Genomic DNA, 16,182 nt, shown 5'->3' on the forward strand with positions numbered 1-16,182 from the left:
TCTCAACCACTTCCCATCACCATTTGTGGTAAATATTTCAAACATTAGACGTAATGTATCGGTAAAAAGTTTCTAAAATAGGAGTAACATAGTGGGAAAGGGGTAATGAATAGATTTTCTTGAAGCATGGAGGCGAACCCATGAAACTAATCAAATTAATCCCGTTATTTATAGGTGCAATTCTCTTGTTACTCTCGGCAACCCCCTTATATCTAATGGGGCAAGAGATGGTTGTCGGAAGCCATGTTAACCGTGACTTTACATTTGATCATATCTATGTGAATTTCATGAAATTAGGTAAAGTGGAGATTCTCGGGAGGGGCGCGCCCATTCCAGTAGATCGTATTTCAGTTGAGAATTATATATCTGATGGCAACGAAAATAAAGCTATTCATACGATGGCAGAGTACGTGAGTATGAATCAACAAGAGGATGTGACGCGACTTACCTACGCTAGAGTATACAAGTGGGCAGGTCAGACCATTGAAATTGCAGATCAATTCCAATCGGGCGTATTTAATGAATCCAGTCGTGAACAAGCGAATTTAAAAATGACGATCAACCACAAGGATTGGTCTGTGGAGGGTCCTGTCCTGGTAAGGCCGAATTTCTTGGATGATAATCGGTACCATGGATACTTTGGGGTTCTGACAGTCGAGGAGAAAGGGATCGAGAAGTTCGTTGTTATTCAACGAATCTCCGGAACTGCGTTTACACCTGATAAAAACTTGTCATGGCGCATACTAAGTGTCGATAGTGGTGGTCAGGTTGAAGAAGATCGCTTCACATTTGATGAGCTGGGTGAGGTCCCACAACGGGTAAATATGATCAATTTGACGACAACTGCACCTTCTCCAGTGGGATATCAGAGTGACATTCTGCTCGGCTGGCCCTCTCTTATTTTCCCGTTGGCGTACCCGTTTGGAACAGCTTTAGTAGGACTCATATTAGTTGTTATAGGGTTAGTCATAGGATTTCGTACATTTCGTGAATAGTCGAAAGGAGTAAGTGCATTTGAAATTTTTATATTATTTCATGGTGTTAACTTTCATGGTAGTTTTGACCGCGTGCCAAGCAACAATGCCTACAACAGTTGAACCGAGTGCCGTGCAGAAGGAGAATACAGCTCCCGATATCGTGAAAAAGAATGAAGCAACCCCTACGATTAACGAGGTTAAGGATCTAACATCTCTTATTCCTAAAGGGTGGCAGCTACTTGTTCGGCAGAGCGGCCCTGTGAAGGTAGAAGGTGACTTGAACAAAGATGGTATCCAAGATGCCGCCGTTGTTATCGAAAAGACGGAGACCAAGACAGGTGTAGCACCTGATAGGGCACTTTTGATTGCTTTTGGGAATAGTGATCATACCTACACGCTGTCCATTATCGCAGATAAGGCGATTCTCAAAGCCGACGAAGGCGGGATTTGGGGTGATCCACTGGATAGTATTGTAATCGATAGAGGTTCCGTTGTGGTTCATTTCTATGGTGGAAGTAACTGGAGATGGTACGGAAATTACCGATTCAGATTTCAAAATGATGACTGGTACCTGATAGGTGCCACCGTTGGATCCTATTTTACAGGTACGACAACGCAAGATAATGGGGATGAAGAAGACTATAACCTGCTTACAGGTGATTATGTCAAAAGAATCGTAGACGATCCAAAGGCTGAGAAGCCCACTTCACACACAATAACTGGCAACATTGGGAAGAAGAAGCTTCTAAAGCTTAGTGATTTTGTGGCGACGGGATCGACCGATCAGTTTTTAAAATGAATTGTGTTCGCGGCTGCGGAATGTACGGTTCAGGCGGATCCTCGTGGCTGCTGGCAGCTACTGGACTACAGAATAGATGTATTTCCTCCATCTATTCTCGCGGATATTGGCCGACATTTTGACTTAGATGTATTTCCTCCAGTTAATTTGAAGCCATCAACCCGTTTGGCGGAAATCGGGCAGATTTAACTGGATATTTTCCATCTATCACTTCATTTCGTTGAAATCGAGCGAATTTAGCTGGAGAAAATCCAGTTATTTGCCGGGGGGAGCCATCTACCCCTATCTACCTCATCCTCGTTTCCATCAACCTTCCTCCCCCTCCATCCCTTACAGCTTCGCCAACTACACTCTCTCCCTCTTTTTACCCCATCTTTTCGGCCCGGAAATCACCCAAAAACACACTTATCCCCAAACTTACCCACAGTATCAACATGTCCACAAATCATACTGTGCATAAGATTTTAGCAGCCTTATGCACATATCCACAGATGATCTTATCCACAGGTGGAGAAAGACATGCCTCTGGGACAAGCCGCGAATCTGGTCTCGCAGGTTGGCTGAGCCAATCGATAAAGTCATACTACCCTCCGAGATGCTCAAGGAGGTGCTTTTCCTCCTCTAATTTGGTATGCTGTATTATGTTGTAACATTGTCGTAATATTTCCGTAACAGTGATACCGCAAAAGCCGCTCAGCGTCTATACCGGTTGAGTCACCAACAGCACCTTATATGCACCTGAGGATGTGGACAACTCCGCCTTTGGTCTAGTTTTTTTCACGACCTTTGGCTAACGAAAGACAGTACCTTGGTTCGTTCAATAAATGGCCTAACTTCTTTATGATAGAGGTAACGTAGAGGAGAGCGAGGATTTGGCATGAGAACGAAAGCAATGAAAGCTTGGATGTCCTATTTGCTGGCGTGCAGCGGATTACTTTTGATCCCATTAGTAGGGCTCATTTATATACATTTAAATCAAGATACAGGAACAGCGTACAGTTTAATGACGGATCTCGATCGACAGATACCTTTTATCAAAGGCTTCGTGGTCCCGTATTTAGCCTGGTATGGCTATCTAGCCGTAGGATTCCTGTACATAGCGTATCGAGATCGCGCGAATTATCTCCAAACACTCGTGGAATTTATCATAGGTTTGCTTTTGTGTTACGGCGTCTATGCTATATATCAGACAACAGTGCCGCGGCCGGACATTATTGGAAGTGATTGGCTGCTGCAGACGGTGCGGTGGGTGTACAGCTCGGATCAACCTTTTAACTGTTTTCCAAGTACACACGTGTTAACGGCCTATCTAATGCTGAGGGCCTATCTCCGATCCACACGGATTGCGATGACTTACAGAATCATTTCGGCGAGTATGGCAATTCTGATCATCGTTTCGACACTGTTCGTTAAGCAACATGTACTAATGGATATTGTGGGTGCAGTGATAGTGGCTGAGGGAGTCGTCTATGTAGTTAGTAGAGGTAGAAGAGCGTGGTTGACAGGATCGATGGCTGCTAGTGCGCGGCAGGATAAGCTCGAAAGGGGACTAAAGCAATGAGACGAAAAGGAAAGCTTTTGATACTGACGGGCAGTCTTGGAGATGGGCACAATAAAGCAGCGCAGGCGATTCTGGAGGCCGTTTGCATGCACAGACCGGATATGGAAGTAAAAGTGGTCGACTATTTAGCGTGGACACACCCGTACCTGCATGGGTTCGGCAAATACTGCTATATGCAATGGGTGAAAAGCTTGCCCTCGGTGTATGGTTTTCTATATCACAAAACAAGACATGATACCGCGTTATCCCATATTTTGAAAAGAATGAAGTCTTTCAGCACCGACCGAATGCTGGATTTGTTAGAAGAGGAAGCGCCCACGGAAGTTGTATGTACGTTCCCAGGAGCCGCTGCAGCTATGTCTTATCTAAAATGTAACGGCTTTACAACCGTGCCGACCGTGACGGTCATCACCGATTACACCGATCACAGCTACTGGATTCATCCGGGGACGGATAAGTATCTGGTGGGGGCGGAGCATGTGAAGCAAGCGCTTCTGAAGTATGCGATTCCCGAGCAGCGTATCGTCGTCACAGGGATACCGATTCGCATGCCCTTCACACAAACGTACAATCGTGCCGAGCTGCGAGATAAATACGGCTTGCAACGCGACATGCCAACGGTCCTTGTGATGGGCGGAGGACATGGCCTGATCGGGAAGTCGTTCAAATCGGTGCTGCAATCGGATGAACTGGCGGTGCCAGTGCAATTTGTTTTCGTGTGCGGACGCAACGAGAAGCTGAAGCAGCATTTGGAAGAGGAGCTAGGCGGCTCGCATACACACCATCATGTGATGGTGACAGGATTCGTCGATCATGTTCATGAGCTGATGGCGCTGTCCGATCTGATCGTGACGAAGCCAGGCGGACTCACCGTGTCCGAAGCGCTTGCGCTCGATCTGCCGATGATGCTGTACAAGCCGATTCCCGGACAAGAGCAGGCGAACGCTGCCTATCTGGTTGGGATTGGTGCAGCCGTTGAGGTGAAGAACGAGGCCGAGATGAAAAGCCAACTGCTTGAAGTCATCGCCAACCAATCCGTTCTGCTCAAGCTGAAAAAAAATGCACAGATGAGTCATCGCCAGCCGGATGTGCTTCGCACCGTGGATGCGATTCTGGAAACGGAGCACCATTACCTTCCTGTTCAGGATGGCTTACAATTTTCATATGCCAATGTTTAGAATCGTTGTCAGATCACAGAGCAGACCCTCTTCCGCCCCTTTATGGCGTGGGAATAGGGTCTTTTTTTGTGCGAAAATAACCCATCAGCTGCAACCGTCAATCATTACTTATCCTCTTGCATCGTCACAATAATATCTTGTGCATAGTTGCCGAATTGTTTACCAAATAGCGTAACCCCGCCACAATTCGCGGCCGTTTCTAAGGATGCAATACGGAAATGAATATCTTGCGAGAATAAGATGTTCAGGTCATGAATCGTGGTCGTCGATATTTGCGTGCCATCTAGAAAAGAGCCCTGTGGATTCACCGTAATAATTTTCAGCAGACCATGCTGGGTGTTGCCATTTCCCCACCAATCGGGGGACAGTACACCTCTGTGCTTGCCGAAATCGCCAGGGCAGGTCCATTGCCCGAGAGGCTTGTCGTTGATGGAAAAGGAAATATCCGAAGGCCAGTTCTCATTAAAGCCAGGAGCCTCTGAGCAAATTTCAAAAGAAATTTCCAAAGTGCGGAGCTTCTGGTTGCTATGAAAAAAATTAGGGATGCGGTACTCGACATACCCGCTGCCGAACCAGAGAATGCCAGCTTGTACATGCTGCGGATCCGCAAAGTACCGCGAATCATCCAGTACGCCAATCAGCTGCGTCGCGGAAGCCAGGCCACACGTGGGGTTCACGTCGAAAGCCGAATATTGGCCGATGGGAATCGCAACCGTCGTAGTTGGATGCTCGTAGGGCTTCTTCGACTTAAACTGCAGCGTGGCTTGTTCAAGCTGCAGGTAGCAGATCTTTTGCGTGCCGCGCACACCGGTCACGCTCTCCGAACGCACGATGCCAGCTTGCTCCAACTTCTGAATATGCTTCGTCACGATCGCCGACGATATCTCTAGTCGCTGGGACAGCTGTTTAATATTTAACGGTGCTTCGCCCAATAGTTCAATCATCTTCACGCGAGTCTCCGAGGAGAAGCATTCCAGGAAGGGCATATTTTTGGATGAAACCTCAATTTGCATAGGGGGGACCTCGACTTTGCATACATAGTTTTCTCTATTGTATAACCTGTAGGTTATTTAAACAACTTGTTTGTATCGATACAAACAAAAAGGCCCCTCAGCTGGTACGTTCCGCACACTGCGCGAAAATAGATAAGGGAAAATGACGAAGCTGCCGGCATATGCTGGCAGCCTCGCTTCATTTATGAAACGGTGTCGTTCTATCCTGTACCTATTACCTATTTTTGGGATAGAAAAATAACTTATAGGAAAATATAGGGTCAGGAGGTGAGCCCAATGTCGTCGTTTTCCAATCCTAAAATCAATCCCTTACATGCTATTATTCTATGTATGAGCGGAACTATGGCCTTGGGCCAAATGTCAGGCGTAGTCATACTAATTGAACAAGCCAAACGGGATGCGTTTGTCAGCAGCATTATCGGCAGCATAGCGTATTTCTTTTATGCCTTTTGGATTTATCGAATAGTAATCAATCAAGCACCTAATCAATCCTTCCTCGATGTACTTGAACTTAAAATGGGGAGTTTGATCGCCTGGGTAGTGAGATGTTGGATTGCCCTATTCTTGTTTTGTGAAATTTTTGTCATTGACAAAAATGTCGTCACATGGGTTAAATCCATGATCCTGCCCTTTACGCCTATTTGGGCGATTGCATTGCCCTTATTGATTATTTGTGCCTACTTAGCCGTTAAAGGAATCAAACCGATCGCCATTTCCTTTTCTATTCTAATGCCGGCTACTCTGTTGCTGATTGTATTTATGGCGGTGTTTACTTTTAAATATAGACATTTTGACCTTTTGCTCCCCTTATTCAGTGAAGGAGTACGACCCATCTTAGAAGGCACGGCAACTACCCTTAGGGCTAGCATGGAATTGTTTCTGTTATTATTACTATCACCTCATACGGAATGCACTTTCAAATGGAGGTATTTTGTAGCACACCTGTCTGTTGTGTCGTTTTTTTTCATCAATGGAATTATGAGTATATTGACTATATTTGGTACTTATGAAGCTTCAAAACAGCGGTTCCCTCTCTTTACGCAGTGGCGATTAGTTAGAATCAGCAGTTTCCTGGAGCATCTTGACTTTTTATCCATGTATCAATGGCTTAGTAGTTCCGCTATTCTCATCAGTTTGGCATTGTTTTTAATAGGCGATTTGCTGACTTCCAAGCAACGGCATAAAAAAATAGCGATCGTTACATGTACGACGGCCATATTTATCGGAGTAGAGCTTCAAATCAACGATAGCGATTTGTTAGCAATAACTAAAAACTACTTTTATCCACTAAGCACATTGTCGATTCTCTGCTGGACTGTAATAGCTTACCTTACAACAAGAAAAAGAGGGTTGTCATGAACATCAAAAATGCAAAAGAAGCGGATTTCAGGGCTTTATTCTCTTCCTGCTACGATGTGAAATTTCAGAAGCGCAGCGGCACTCAAGTTGTTTATTGCGAAGGCATGGTGGATAGTAAGCAGTTGAATGAAAATGTACTCCCGCGAATGACAGAAATGATTCGAAACGATGAACTGAAGCTTTTAGACGGAAGTGTAGAGCTTAGTCAAATTGAACAGCGTGTATTTTCAGGTATTGTAATTGTTTTATTTTTCCATGAGAATGAAACTCACGTCTATGAAGCAGATATTTCCAATCCGCCCAAACGCCAGCCGGAAGAATCCATCAGTGAAATATCTATTCGCGGACCGCGCGATGGTTTTACAGAGGAAGTGATCACCAATGTTGCCCTCATTCGCAAACGATTAAAAACCACTTCCCTTCAATATGAGCATTTCATTGTTGGCAAGAGAGGAAATGTACGTTTAGCCATTCTGTATATCAAAGATATTATGAATCCAGATTTCGTTACAGAAGCGAAGCGTCGGATTTCCCAAATAGATGTGGACTCCGTTATAGGATGTGCGCAGTTAGAAGAATATTTAAGTGATTCAAGCGACTCCATCTTTCCATTAGTGGACACGATTGGAAGACCTGACTTTGCAGCTGAGGCACTGCTGAAGGGCAGATTTGTTATCCTCTTGGACGGATCTCCAATGGCAATCATCGGCCCATCCAATCTTACCGAGCAATTAAAATCTCCGGAGGATGTCCATGCCTCTTACTATTACACGATATTTCAACGCACATTACGTCTTGTCGGTTTAGTTATGGCTATGTTTCTGCCTGGATTCTATATTTCATTGACCTGCTATAATATCGACCAAATACCCTTTCCGTTACTTGCAACTATTGCCGTAGCACGTACGGGTATACCCTATTCAACGACGATAGAAATCTTTTTGATTTTCGGATTATTCGAATTGTTTCGTGAAGCCGGCATACGTCTGCCGAAACCAGTGGGACAAACAGTAACGGTAGTTGGTGGTCTTATAATTGGGGATGCTGCCATCCGTTCCGGACTTGCCTCTGCTGCCCTGCTCATGATTACGGCGGCTACTGCCGTTGCTTCCTTTACGCTAGTTAATCAATCCTTGACAGGCACCGTTACCCTTGTTCGAATTTACATGTTGTTGATATCTTCAATTTTGGGCATATATGGATTTATTATCGGTTTAATTTCAGTTGTGGGGTATACCTCTACGCTAACATCTTTCGGAATATCCTACTGGTCTCCGATCGCAGAGCTCAATATTAAGTCCTCCATATTAGCGTTATTCAGTCGACCTTTCAAATCCAAAAACAAAAGACCAAGCATGCTGCATACGACTGATTCTACGTCACAAGGAGAAAGACAATGAAACCATCGGTACTCTTATTCATGCTTTGTTGTATGATGTGCCTGTCCGGCTGTTGGGACAATAAAAATATTCAAGATCTGCTTTACGTTACAGCCATAGGGATTGATTATAAAAATAATCTTTATGAGGCCTACATTCAAACTGTAAACTTTAACAATGTAGCTAAGTCGGAATCTGGAGGCGGAGGGAACGGCCCGCAAGTGTATGTCGGCAAAGGAAGAGGAAAGACGCCCACTTTGGCATTTGGCGATATTTATAATACGGCACAAAGAAGATTATATTGGAGTCATGTTCGCACATATCTGTTTACCGAAAGCGCGATGCAAGCCGGAGGCGAGGATTACTTCGATAATTTAAAGAGATACAGAGAATTTAGGTATACACCATGGATATTCGGCACGAGAGGATCCATTGAGGACATATTTAAAACACCCTCTTTTTATCAATTGTCGCCAATCACCAGCATTCTTGGGCAACCGGAAGATAATTATATTCAGAGTTCGTTCGTAAAGCCCCTCCTTGCGCAAGAATATCAATTTAATCTCAATGAGCCCGGTAATACCGCTATAGTTCCAACCCTAACCATCGACAAAACCACATGGGATTCCGAGAAAAAATCTGAAAATAAATTGAAAATAAACGGTGTGTTTGTCGTTCAAAAAAACGACTTTCAAGGTTGGATGGCAAAAAATCAGATAAATGGATTGCGATGGATGGAGAAAAAGACATCAAGATCACCCATAGAGATCAAGTCCGCCATCATCTCGCTTGAAAAACCCAAACCTAAAATAACGGTTACAGAACAAGACGGGAAACCAATTTTCAATATTGAGGTCAGAGTCAGGGGAAATATTGTTGAATTAATTGACAGCCAGCCATCAGAGCAAGAAATGGAGAAAGAAGCAGCGGAACTAATAAAAAAAGAAATCCGATCTACATTTGAAGAAGGGTTACGCATTAAGGCGGACGTTTACAATTTTAGAAATGTGATGTTTAAGAAAAGAATGAAAAACTGGCAAGATATAGAGCTCACTTCTTCGTCGCTAAACCAAATCGATGTCCATGTAAACATTCAACATACGGGAGAGCTTAAGAAAACATAACTTGAATACGAAGCTGATTTAGTAAATCCAGATCAATCTAGGATAAATTTCGCTAACTCAGCTTCTCTTACATCCGATAACGGCTCCGAGTTATCCCAATAGAGGAGAAAGGACGGTTCCATGAGCCAAGTAACCTCTCTACGCAGCAACGAAGAACGAAATTGCTGCCAATTCTCCAATTTCCAAACATCCAAAGCGGAACCCCTCAGGCGAATACGCTCTTTATACGCTTCCTCACTCGGTAAATACGCATAAATCACCCTAACGCTGACGTCATGTATCGTAGCGCCGATCCGAGCTAGCTCCCCTTCAAGCCAGAGCGGATCTCCTTGCTCCTTCGTAAAAGGCCCGATCACGATGGCATCTCGATCCACCGACAACTGTTCGAGCGCAGCGTCCATCGTGATGCGATAGCCCAAATCACGGCAATGTGCCTTGTAAAATGGTGAGTCCCGATCGCTCGGATCTTGTCCGGCAAGGGTCATGATGGCTTCTGCGGCAGGGCGCAGCAAGGTGTCCATATCCAACAAGGCCCCGCCATGTCGGCGCACCCAAGACTTCGCTAGGGTTGTTTTGCCTGCACCAGCAGGACCGATGAAAAAGATTAATTTGCGCATAGGTAACCTCCGAAAAAATGCGGTCTAAGAGAACATTTTCTTAATTGTAACATACGGAAGTCAGCGCGTTGGCGATCAGAAGGAGTGGAAGGGTTAAAGCAGGTGCGGTTAGCCCTACATCCTCTTCACCGGTATCCAGATCTCACTCCGGAACGTAGGCGAAGTCGTATCCTTATCCGCATTCCACAACATCTCTGGGCCTGCGATTTGTTCATAGCCCGAGGAGGGGAACCACTCGGAGTAGATGCGTCCCCAAATATTTTGCAACGTTTCAGGAAAAGGTCCGACGGATTCGAAAACCGCCCACGTTGAGGCAGGCACGTCGAGCCGTGTTAGATTTTCGGGACACGGGCTCGTTGTGGCGACGCCAATATAGTGATCGAGCTCTCCTTTTTCCTCCATACGGCCTTCTGAGAAGTTTGTGGATGCGCTAAGCAGTCCAAGTGGCTCCACGTTGGAAAGTTGCTTCAAGGTGGTAATGAGATCCATATTTAAACTTTGCCACATGGCAGCAATCTCAGGGTTAACGCCGTTAAAAACAATCGGAACTCTTTTGTAGATACCGATAATGCTAAACGCTTCTTTCTCCTCAATGCGATAATTCATTTCATTTCCCCCTTGAATCGTGATTTGGAAGGTCATAGGTGGATAGGCTTTCAATGATTGTCCATTATTTCTGGCCTCTGACGGTGTAACCCCATGTAAATTCTGAAAAGATCTTGTGAACGAATCGGGTGAGTTATACCCATATTTGATCGCAATATCAATGACCTTGACGTTGCTGTCTCTCAGCTCAAAAGCGGCAAGACTTAGACGCCTGCGGCGGATATACTCCGATAGCGGAATGCCTGCAAGAAAGGAAAACATTCTTTTAAAATGAAATTCCGAGCATAAGGCCAGTCGCGCTACTTCTTTCGTGTCAATCGTGCCAGTCAGGTTATCTTCCATGTACCTGATCGCATCGTTCATGTTTTTAAGCAAATCCATATTCTGACCTCCTATATCGATAGAATAACAGGAATCGTTGGACGTTATCCGACTTTTCGTGCACAAGTTTGTAGGACTTTCCTAGGGGACGGAAATAGTATGCTGCTACGCAATGGAATGTAGTATTATAAATGGAAAACAATTAACCCTGTTAAGTAGAGGAGAGCAGCCACAATGGAGATTACTTGGAATCAGTTTGTCATCAGCGACAATAAGGGATTATTAGATTTAGATGTAATCAAAGGTTTCCTCTCACGAAGCTATTGGGCGAATAAGCGACCGGAAGAACGGACGCTGCGCTCGATCGAGAACTCTGTCTGCTATGGCGTGTTTGAGGGGCGCAAACAAGTTGGCTTTGCTAGAGTTATAACCGACCATGCGACCATGTATTATTTGTGTGATGTCTATATCGATGAAGATTACAGAGGATTGGGGATCGGCAAGAAGCTAGTTGAAAGCTTGACCACCTCCGATGAATATAAAGATCTTGTGGGCTTGTTGGGGACAAAGGATGCGCATGAATTGTATAAGCAGTTTGATTTTGAGCACGATACGGAGCGATTTATGAGAAGGATGCCTGATTATATAAGGAATATCTAAGGTTTATGCTAAAATAAGGTAGATCGCACTATTAGAATAATGAGGGATTCCATGTATCGAATCATGATGATTGAGGACGATGAGAAAATTAGACGGATTGTCGCGGATACGTTGAAAAAGTGGCAATATGATGTGGTGGAAGTCACGCAATTTGACCAGGTTCTCAAGGAGTTCCAGCAGACAGCTCCACATCTCGTCCTATTAGATATTAATCTTCCGGTGTTTGATGGATACTACTGGTGTCAGCAAATACGCGCGGTTTCCAAGGTGCCGATCATCTTCTTGTCATCCAGAAATCAGAATATGGATATCATTATGGCGATTAATATGGGTGGGGATGATTTTATCCAGAAGCCCTTTGATTTGGATATCCTAGTTGCCAAAATCAGTGCGCTCATCCGCCGGAAATATATGTATCAGGTAGATGAAAGTGCTAGATTCATTCATCGGGGCTTGAAATTACATGTCACCAATTCCACAATTGAATATCAAGGACAAGTCACAGAATTAAGCCGGAACGAATTCATTCTTCTGCAGCTGATGATGCGGAACATCGGGAAAATTGTTTCGCGCGAGGACGTCATGCAGGCACTATGGAATGAAGAGCAGTTCGTCGATGATAACACACTGACCGTGAACGTAAACCGGATGCGAAGGAAAATCGCCGTGCTTGGACTGGAGGACTTCATCGTGACCCGGAAAGGAATGGGGTATATGATCGAATGACCTTTCTACGCTATCTCGCCTATGAAAAGTCTTATGTGTATCTCTATCTGGTTAGTTTCCTGATCTCTGCCGCGGTATTTTTTGCGGATAGCCATGGTGACTTGGCATGGGGGACTTTCTTCTATGCTTTCGCCTTGTGCTTGATTGTGTTACTCGGATTTTTATTATTTCGCTACCAGCAACACGTTCGTGTGATCCGACAAATGAAAAATGAGGATTATGACAGTTTGTCACTGGAAGGCGAATTCGCCCAGCAGTACATCGAGGAGCTGAAAAAGCAGCATATTCATGAAATGAATCGTGTTCAGGAGAGGCAGTATGAGCATTATGATTTTATCGTCTCTTGGTTTCATGAGATCAAAACGCCGATTGCTGTTCTTCGTTTACTTCAGCAAACGGATATGGACGCTAACAGTTTAAGGGAAGAGATCGCGAAGATTGAAAATTACGTTGACCAGGCGCTCTATTACGCCAAACTCGATAGCTTTAACCAGGATTACGCGATTCAAAACTGTGATGTCATCCAGATTTCGAAAGAGATCGTGAAGTCACATTCGAAAACCTTTTTCTCCAAAAAAATTCGAATTGACCTACAAGCAGAAACGCTTGTGGTTCAAAGTGATCCGAAATGGCTGCAGTTTATTCTCAATCAGTTATTGACCAATAGCTTGAAATATACAGAAATCGGCGGCGAGATTACGATTTCCGTATTCGAAACGCCGCAAGAAAAACAGTTGTTGATTCGGGACAGCGGGATTGGCATTAGCCCCCAAGACCTTCCGCGAATCTTCAATCGCGGGTTTACGGGCGAAACAGGACGATCGCATCCAAAGTCGACCGGAATGGGTTTATATTTGGCGCAGCAATTATCGAACAAGCTCGGCCATTATATTACCTGTACGTCTGAAGTTGGCGGATATACGCAATGTATCATTCATTTTCCGAAAGACGACGATCCATACTTTGTGATGCAGAAAAGAACGCAATGACTAGGTCATTGCGTTCTTTGGACTGACAATTTTGTAGTAAATACTCGTAGAAGAGAAATAAAACAACGTGTAGATCACAAAATACAGGATCAGTACTCCTGCAATAATCGGTGCGATTTGCGGCATATCTTTGACTTCTTCCATGGCTGGATAAACTAAAAGAAACCAACTATGCAGCATACCGAGGAGTACCGGAGGCAAGAACACAAATAGCAGCTGTTTGCGAATGATCCCTTTTATTTCACTGTCATCGACGCCCATTTTTCGTAAAATGGCATATTGCCGTTGTTCTTCCGTCGCTTCTCGCAATTGCTTGAAATAGATGATGCTGCCTAAAGCGAATAAGGCGATCACCGCAAGAAAGGCAATTGAAAATAGCAGCAAGGATGAGCTTTCAATATCAATCGAATACATAACGACGAACGCTGCGTAGTAGGATTCAGGCGTTTTTGAAACAAGGTCATAAACCTGATCGGATACAGCAATCGAATTTCTGGCATCTTTGATTTGATAGATGTCGAACGAGGCAAGGACTGCCTCTAGCTTCAGCTTTGCGAATGCTTCATCGGAAATAATCAACACGGAAGGTTTCTTGCCTACATCGCTGTCTGCGTCCGTAGGCTTGCTCAGTAAAGCATAGCTTTTAATTTCAACGAGATTGAATGTTGTTTCTTCCTTGAGTTTTACCGTAAATTTGGGCCGGTCGCCTTCGGTAAACTGGGTCGGATTAGGTACGCCTTGTGCAAGGACAACCGCTTCTTGAGCCTGCACATTCACTTGGCTGCTATCGCCGCGGAGGCTGACGACGTCATTAAACTGGGACTCAGAGAACAGAAGGAATTGTTCGGTGAAATTATTTAAATATCTGCGATCATAGGCGATTCCCCTGTCAGTGATCGGTGTTGCTGACAGCCCCTCGATCCGCGCATGATGGGTGATAGGATGGGCTTCCTCGATGATTTGTTCAATTTGCTTCTGGGTTTGTTCATCCTGCGTTGTAAACGCAAGGTGGTTCGGAAATTCTTTCTCTGCCGAGTAAAAATGCGCTGTATAGTTAATCGCGACGAACCCCACCAAGAAAATGAGCAGTGCACTGAATAATGAAATGAAGGTCAGATTCAAGGTATTACCACGAATTGAGAAACGTAGCGAGGAAATCCATAGCATCTTGTTGCCTTCCACATACTTTGTCCCGCGGCTAATCTTTTCTAGTACCCAACCGAAAAATTGACGGAAAAATAAATACGTCCCCCCGATCAATCCGACTGTTACGGTAAGCATGCTCGCCAAGGTGTAATCCATCCAGAAAACCGAATCTCCCTTCCGAGTAATAAGAAAGAAAGCTGTTCCTAATAACAGGATGGATAATATGGAAAGCCATGCGGAAAATTTTAGCGGCTTCTCCATTTTGGCTTTGGCATGAAATAATTCCACCAATTGGACCCGACGTACACTTAGATAGCTTTGCACACTAATAATGCCAATGAGGATTACGAATAAAAGAATGATCGATCCCACAGCCTCGATGGGGAAGGAAAAGGAAATGACCTCATCGTATTGCATCAGATTCATAAGCAGCATGCCAAAGAATTTGGACAGCAATCCCCCGATCAAAATCCCGCTGATAAGTGAAATCGCGCTCAGAAATACAGTCTCTAGAAAGACCATGAAGGCAACTTGCCCTTCACTCATACCGTAAAGCAAATACATCCCGAATTCCTTTTTGCGCTGTTTCATAAAAAACGAGTTCGCATAGAGGATGAAGAAAATAATGAACAGGAATACGACAACAGATGCGATGGACGCGCCAAGTTGAAAATTATTTTTATGTTTAATGGCCACTAGAATATCATCGTTGAACATCAAGGATGAGAACGTAAAGTGAATAATAACCCCGATCAGCATGGAAATAAAATAGATCGCATACAGCCGGAAATCACGTTTAATGTTGCGCCATGATAATTGCATCAAACTCATTGCCGGTCGCCCCCTATGGCACTTTGAATCGTCAGGATCCGGTCGAAGAATTCTTTCTCCGATTGTTCGCCTTTGAACATTTCATTGACGATTTTGCCATCACGGAGAAAAATGACGCGCCGACAGTAGCTCGCTGCATACGGATCGTGGGTAATCATCAGAACCGTTGCCATAAAGGTTTGATTGAGCAATTGGATCTGTTCCAGCAGCTGGGTAGCGGATCGGGAATCAAGCGCACCTGTTGGCTCATCAGCAAACACAATCGCTGGATTGGTAATGATTGCACGCGCTGCAGCCGTGCGCTGCTTTTGGCCGCCGGAAATTTCAGACGGATATTGAGGTAAAATCGATTCGATATTTAACGCTTCAATTAATTTTGCTAATCGCTGCTCCATTTCCGCGACAGGTGTTTTTTGCAATGAGAGCGGCAGCAGGATATTCTCTTTCACCGTCAAGGTATCCAGTAAGTTGTAATCTTGAAAAAGGAAGCCCATTCGTTTTTGGCGGAATTGTCTGAGTTCTTTCTTTTTCAAATCTAACAGCGATTTTCCCTCGATCCAAACTTCCCCACCGGTAAAGGCGTCAATCGTGGAAAGCATATTCATTAGTGTTGTTTTCCCAGAGCCAGATGGCCCCATAATTGCAGTGAATTCACCCTGTTCAATGGTTAAATCAATATTTTTTAAGACTTGTGTTTTTCCATACGATTTCGATAAGTTCTTGGTTTGTATAATTTTAGCCATGGTATCGGCCTCCTTCACCGCCTACTATACCGTCTAATGTGCCCGCAAACCATCGATATAACAATTTCTAATGTGACGTTTTTGTCATAATGCCCGAATTACAGTAGTGCTTAGACGGCACCCCTCTTTCCTTTTTCGCCTCCATCTGTAGTA

General features: G+C 44.4%; 15 protein-coding genes. 10 read left to right on the forward strand and 5 right to left on the reverse strand.

Annotation, left to right across the window (positions count from 1 at the left end; genetic code table 11):
* Positions 1-140 precede the first annotated feature (140 nt).
* The 4 genes from AC1DVJ_RS04360 to AC1DVJ_RS04375 all read left to right on the forward strand — a co-directional run bounded on the left by AC1DVJ_RS04360 (position 141) and on the right by AC1DVJ_RS04375 (position 4,515).
* Positions 141-995, forward strand: a complete 855-nt coding sequence (locus tag AC1DVJ_RS04360; protein WP_477588658.1) for a hypothetical protein — start codon at positions 141-143, stop codon at positions 993-995.
* Positions 996-1,014: 19 nt separating this feature from the next.
* Positions 1,015-1,776: a hypothetical protein gene (locus tag AC1DVJ_RS04365; protein ID WP_477588660.1), complete on the forward strand. Its 762-nt coding sequence runs from the start codon at positions 1,015-1,017 to the stop codon at positions 1,774-1,776.
* An 877-nt stretch (positions 1,777-2,653) separates the two neighbouring features.
* Entirely contained in the window at positions 2,654-3,337 is a 684-nt protein-coding gene (locus tag AC1DVJ_RS04370) for a phosphatase PAP2 family protein (RefSeq protein ID WP_477588661.1), read from the forward strand.
* Positions 3,334-4,515, forward strand: a complete 1,182-nt coding sequence (locus AC1DVJ_RS04375) for an MGDG synthase family glycosyltransferase (RefSeq protein WP_477588662.1) — start codon at positions 3,334-3,336, stop codon at positions 4,513-4,515. The genes AC1DVJ_RS04370 and AC1DVJ_RS04375 overlap by 4 nt, the downstream gene beginning before the upstream one ends.
* A 104-nt stretch (positions 4,516-4,619) precedes the next feature.
* On the opposite strand, the gene AC1DVJ_RS04380 is transcribed toward AC1DVJ_RS04375, so the two are convergent.
* Positions 4,620-5,528, reverse strand: a complete 909-nt coding sequence (locus AC1DVJ_RS04380; RefSeq protein WP_477588663.1) for an ArsR/SmtB family transcription factor — start codon at positions 5,526-5,528, stop codon at positions 4,620-4,622.
* A gap of 276 nt (positions 5,529-5,804) precedes the next feature.
* Between AC1DVJ_RS04380 and AC1DVJ_RS04385 the strand changes: the two genes are divergently transcribed.
* Genes AC1DVJ_RS04385 through AC1DVJ_RS04395 form a run of 3 tightly spaced genes read left to right on the forward strand, consistent with a single transcriptional unit; the run spans position 5,805 to position 9,390 of the window.
* On the forward strand, positions 5,805-6,887 hold the full coding sequence (locus tag AC1DVJ_RS04385; protein ID WP_477588665.1) for a GerAB/ArcD/ProY family transporter: 1,083 nt from the start codon (positions 5,805-5,807) through the stop codon (positions 6,885-6,887).
* Positions 6,884-8,287, forward strand: coding sequence for a spore germination protein (locus AC1DVJ_RS04390; protein WP_477588666.1), 1,404 nt, complete (start codon positions 6,884-6,886; stop codon positions 8,285-8,287). Before AC1DVJ_RS04385 ends, AC1DVJ_RS04390 begins: the two co-directional genes overlap by 4 nt.
* Positions 8,284-9,390 (forward strand): Ger(x)C family spore germination protein, encoded by a 1,107-nt coding sequence (locus tag AC1DVJ_RS04395; RefSeq protein ID WP_477588668.1) that lies wholly within the window; start codon positions 8,284-8,286, stop codon positions 9,388-9,390. The genes AC1DVJ_RS04390 and AC1DVJ_RS04395 overlap by 4 nt, the downstream gene beginning before the upstream one ends.
* 32 nt (positions 9,391-9,422) lie before the next feature.
* On the opposite strand, the gene AC1DVJ_RS04400 is transcribed toward AC1DVJ_RS04395, so the two are convergent.
* On the reverse strand, positions 9,423-10,007 hold the full coding sequence (locus AC1DVJ_RS04400; protein ID WP_477588670.1) for a P-loop nucleotide/nucleoside kinase family protein: 585 nt from the start codon (positions 10,005-10,007) through the stop codon (positions 9,423-9,425).
* A gap of 114 nt (positions 10,008-10,121) precedes the next feature.
* Positions 10,122-10,994, reverse strand: coding sequence for an AraC family transcriptional regulator (locus AC1DVJ_RS04405; RefSeq protein WP_477588672.1), 873 nt, complete (start codon positions 10,992-10,994; stop codon positions 10,122-10,124).
* Positions 10,995-11,168: 174 nt separating this feature from the next.
* Between AC1DVJ_RS04405 and AC1DVJ_RS04410 the strand changes: the two genes are divergently transcribed.
* From AC1DVJ_RS04410 to AC1DVJ_RS04420, 3 genes are read left to right on the forward strand one after another with little or no spacing between them, the layout of a single operon-like run.
* Positions 11,169-11,594 carry a GNAT family N-acetyltransferase gene (locus AC1DVJ_RS04410; protein ID WP_477588673.1) on the forward strand — a complete coding sequence of 142 codons (426 nt, stop codon included), beginning with the start codon at positions 11,169-11,171 and terminating at the stop codon, positions 11,592-11,594.
* 51 nt (positions 11,595-11,645) lie between these two features.
* Positions 11,646-12,320 carry a response regulator transcription factor gene (locus AC1DVJ_RS04415; RefSeq protein WP_477588675.1) on the forward strand — a complete coding sequence of 225 codons (675 nt, stop codon included), beginning with the start codon at positions 11,646-11,648 and terminating at the stop codon, positions 12,318-12,320.
* Positions 12,317-13,309, forward strand: coding sequence for a sensor histidine kinase (locus tag AC1DVJ_RS04420; RefSeq protein WP_477588677.1), 993 nt, complete (start codon positions 12,317-12,319; stop codon positions 13,307-13,309). The genes AC1DVJ_RS04415 and AC1DVJ_RS04420 overlap by 4 nt, the downstream gene beginning before the upstream one ends.
* Here the strand turns inward: AC1DVJ_RS04420 and AC1DVJ_RS04425 are convergent, their stop codons facing one another.
* Positions 13,310-15,286: an ABC transporter permease gene (locus AC1DVJ_RS04425; RefSeq protein ID WP_477588678.1), complete on the reverse strand. Its 1,977-nt coding sequence runs from the start codon at positions 15,284-15,286 to the stop codon at positions 13,310-13,312.
* Positions 15,283-16,029: an ABC transporter ATP-binding protein gene (locus tag AC1DVJ_RS04430; protein ID WP_477588680.1), complete on the reverse strand. Its 747-nt coding sequence runs from the start codon at positions 16,027-16,029 to the stop codon at positions 15,283-15,285. The genes AC1DVJ_RS04425 and AC1DVJ_RS04430 overlap by 4 nt, the downstream gene beginning before the upstream one ends.
* Between the last annotated feature and the right edge of the window lie 153 nt (positions 16,030-16,182).

This window comes from Paenibacillus sp. P4_A9, from assembly GCF_056402415.1.

What these genes read in the sequence shown, in the direction of transcription:
- AC1DVJ_RS04360 (WP_477588658.1), top strand. Translation starts at nt 141, where the DNA reads ATGAAACTAATCAAATTAATCCCGTTATTTATAGGTGCAATTCTCTTG.
- AC1DVJ_RS04370 (WP_477588661.1), top strand. Translation starts at nt 2,654, where the DNA reads ATGAGAACGAAAGCAATGAAAGCTTGGATGTCCTATTTGCTGGCGTGC.
- AC1DVJ_RS04375 (WP_477588662.1), top strand. Translation starts at nt 3,334, where the DNA reads ATGAGACGAAAAGGAAAGCTTTTGATACTGACGGGCAGTCTTGGAGAT.
- AC1DVJ_RS04380 (WP_477588663.1), bottom strand. Translation starts at nt 5,528, where the DNA reads ATGCAAATTGAGGTTTCATCCAAAAATATGCCCTTCCTGGAATGCTTC.
- AC1DVJ_RS04385 (WP_477588665.1), top strand. Translation starts at nt 5,805, where the DNA reads ATGTCGTCGTTTTCCAATCCTAAAATCAATCCCTTACATGCTATTATT.
- AC1DVJ_RS04390 (WP_477588666.1), top strand. Translation starts at nt 6,884, where the DNA reads ATGAACATCAAAAATGCAAAAGAAGCGGATTTCAGGGCTTTATTCTCT.
- AC1DVJ_RS04395 (WP_477588668.1), top strand. Translation starts at nt 8,284, where the DNA reads ATGAAACCATCGGTACTCTTATTCATGCTTTGTTGTATGATGTGCCTG.
- AC1DVJ_RS04400 (WP_477588670.1), bottom strand. Translation starts at nt 10,007, where the DNA reads ATGCGCAAATTAATCTTTTTCATCGGTCCTGCTGGTGCAGGCAAAACA.
- AC1DVJ_RS04405 (WP_477588672.1), bottom strand. Translation starts at nt 10,994, where the DNA reads ATGGATTTGCTTAAAAACATGAACGATGCGATCAGGTACATGGAAGAT.
- AC1DVJ_RS04410 (WP_477588673.1), top strand. Translation starts at nt 11,169, where the DNA reads ATGGAGATTACTTGGAATCAGTTTGTCATCAGCGACAATAAGGGATTA.
- AC1DVJ_RS04415 (WP_477588675.1), top strand. Translation starts at nt 11,646, where the DNA reads ATGTATCGAATCATGATGATTGAGGACGATGAGAAAATTAGACGGATT.
- AC1DVJ_RS04420 (WP_477588677.1), top strand. Translation starts at nt 12,317, where the DNA reads ATGACCTTTCTACGCTATCTCGCCTATGAAAAGTCTTATGTGTATCTC.
- AC1DVJ_RS04425 (WP_477588678.1), bottom strand. Translation starts at nt 15,286, where the DNA reads ATGAGTTTGATGCAATTATCATGGCGCAACATTAAACGTGATTTCCGG.
- AC1DVJ_RS04430 (WP_477588680.1), bottom strand. Translation starts at nt 16,029, where the DNA reads ATGGCTAAAATTATACAAACCAAGAACTTATCGAAATCGTATGGAAAA.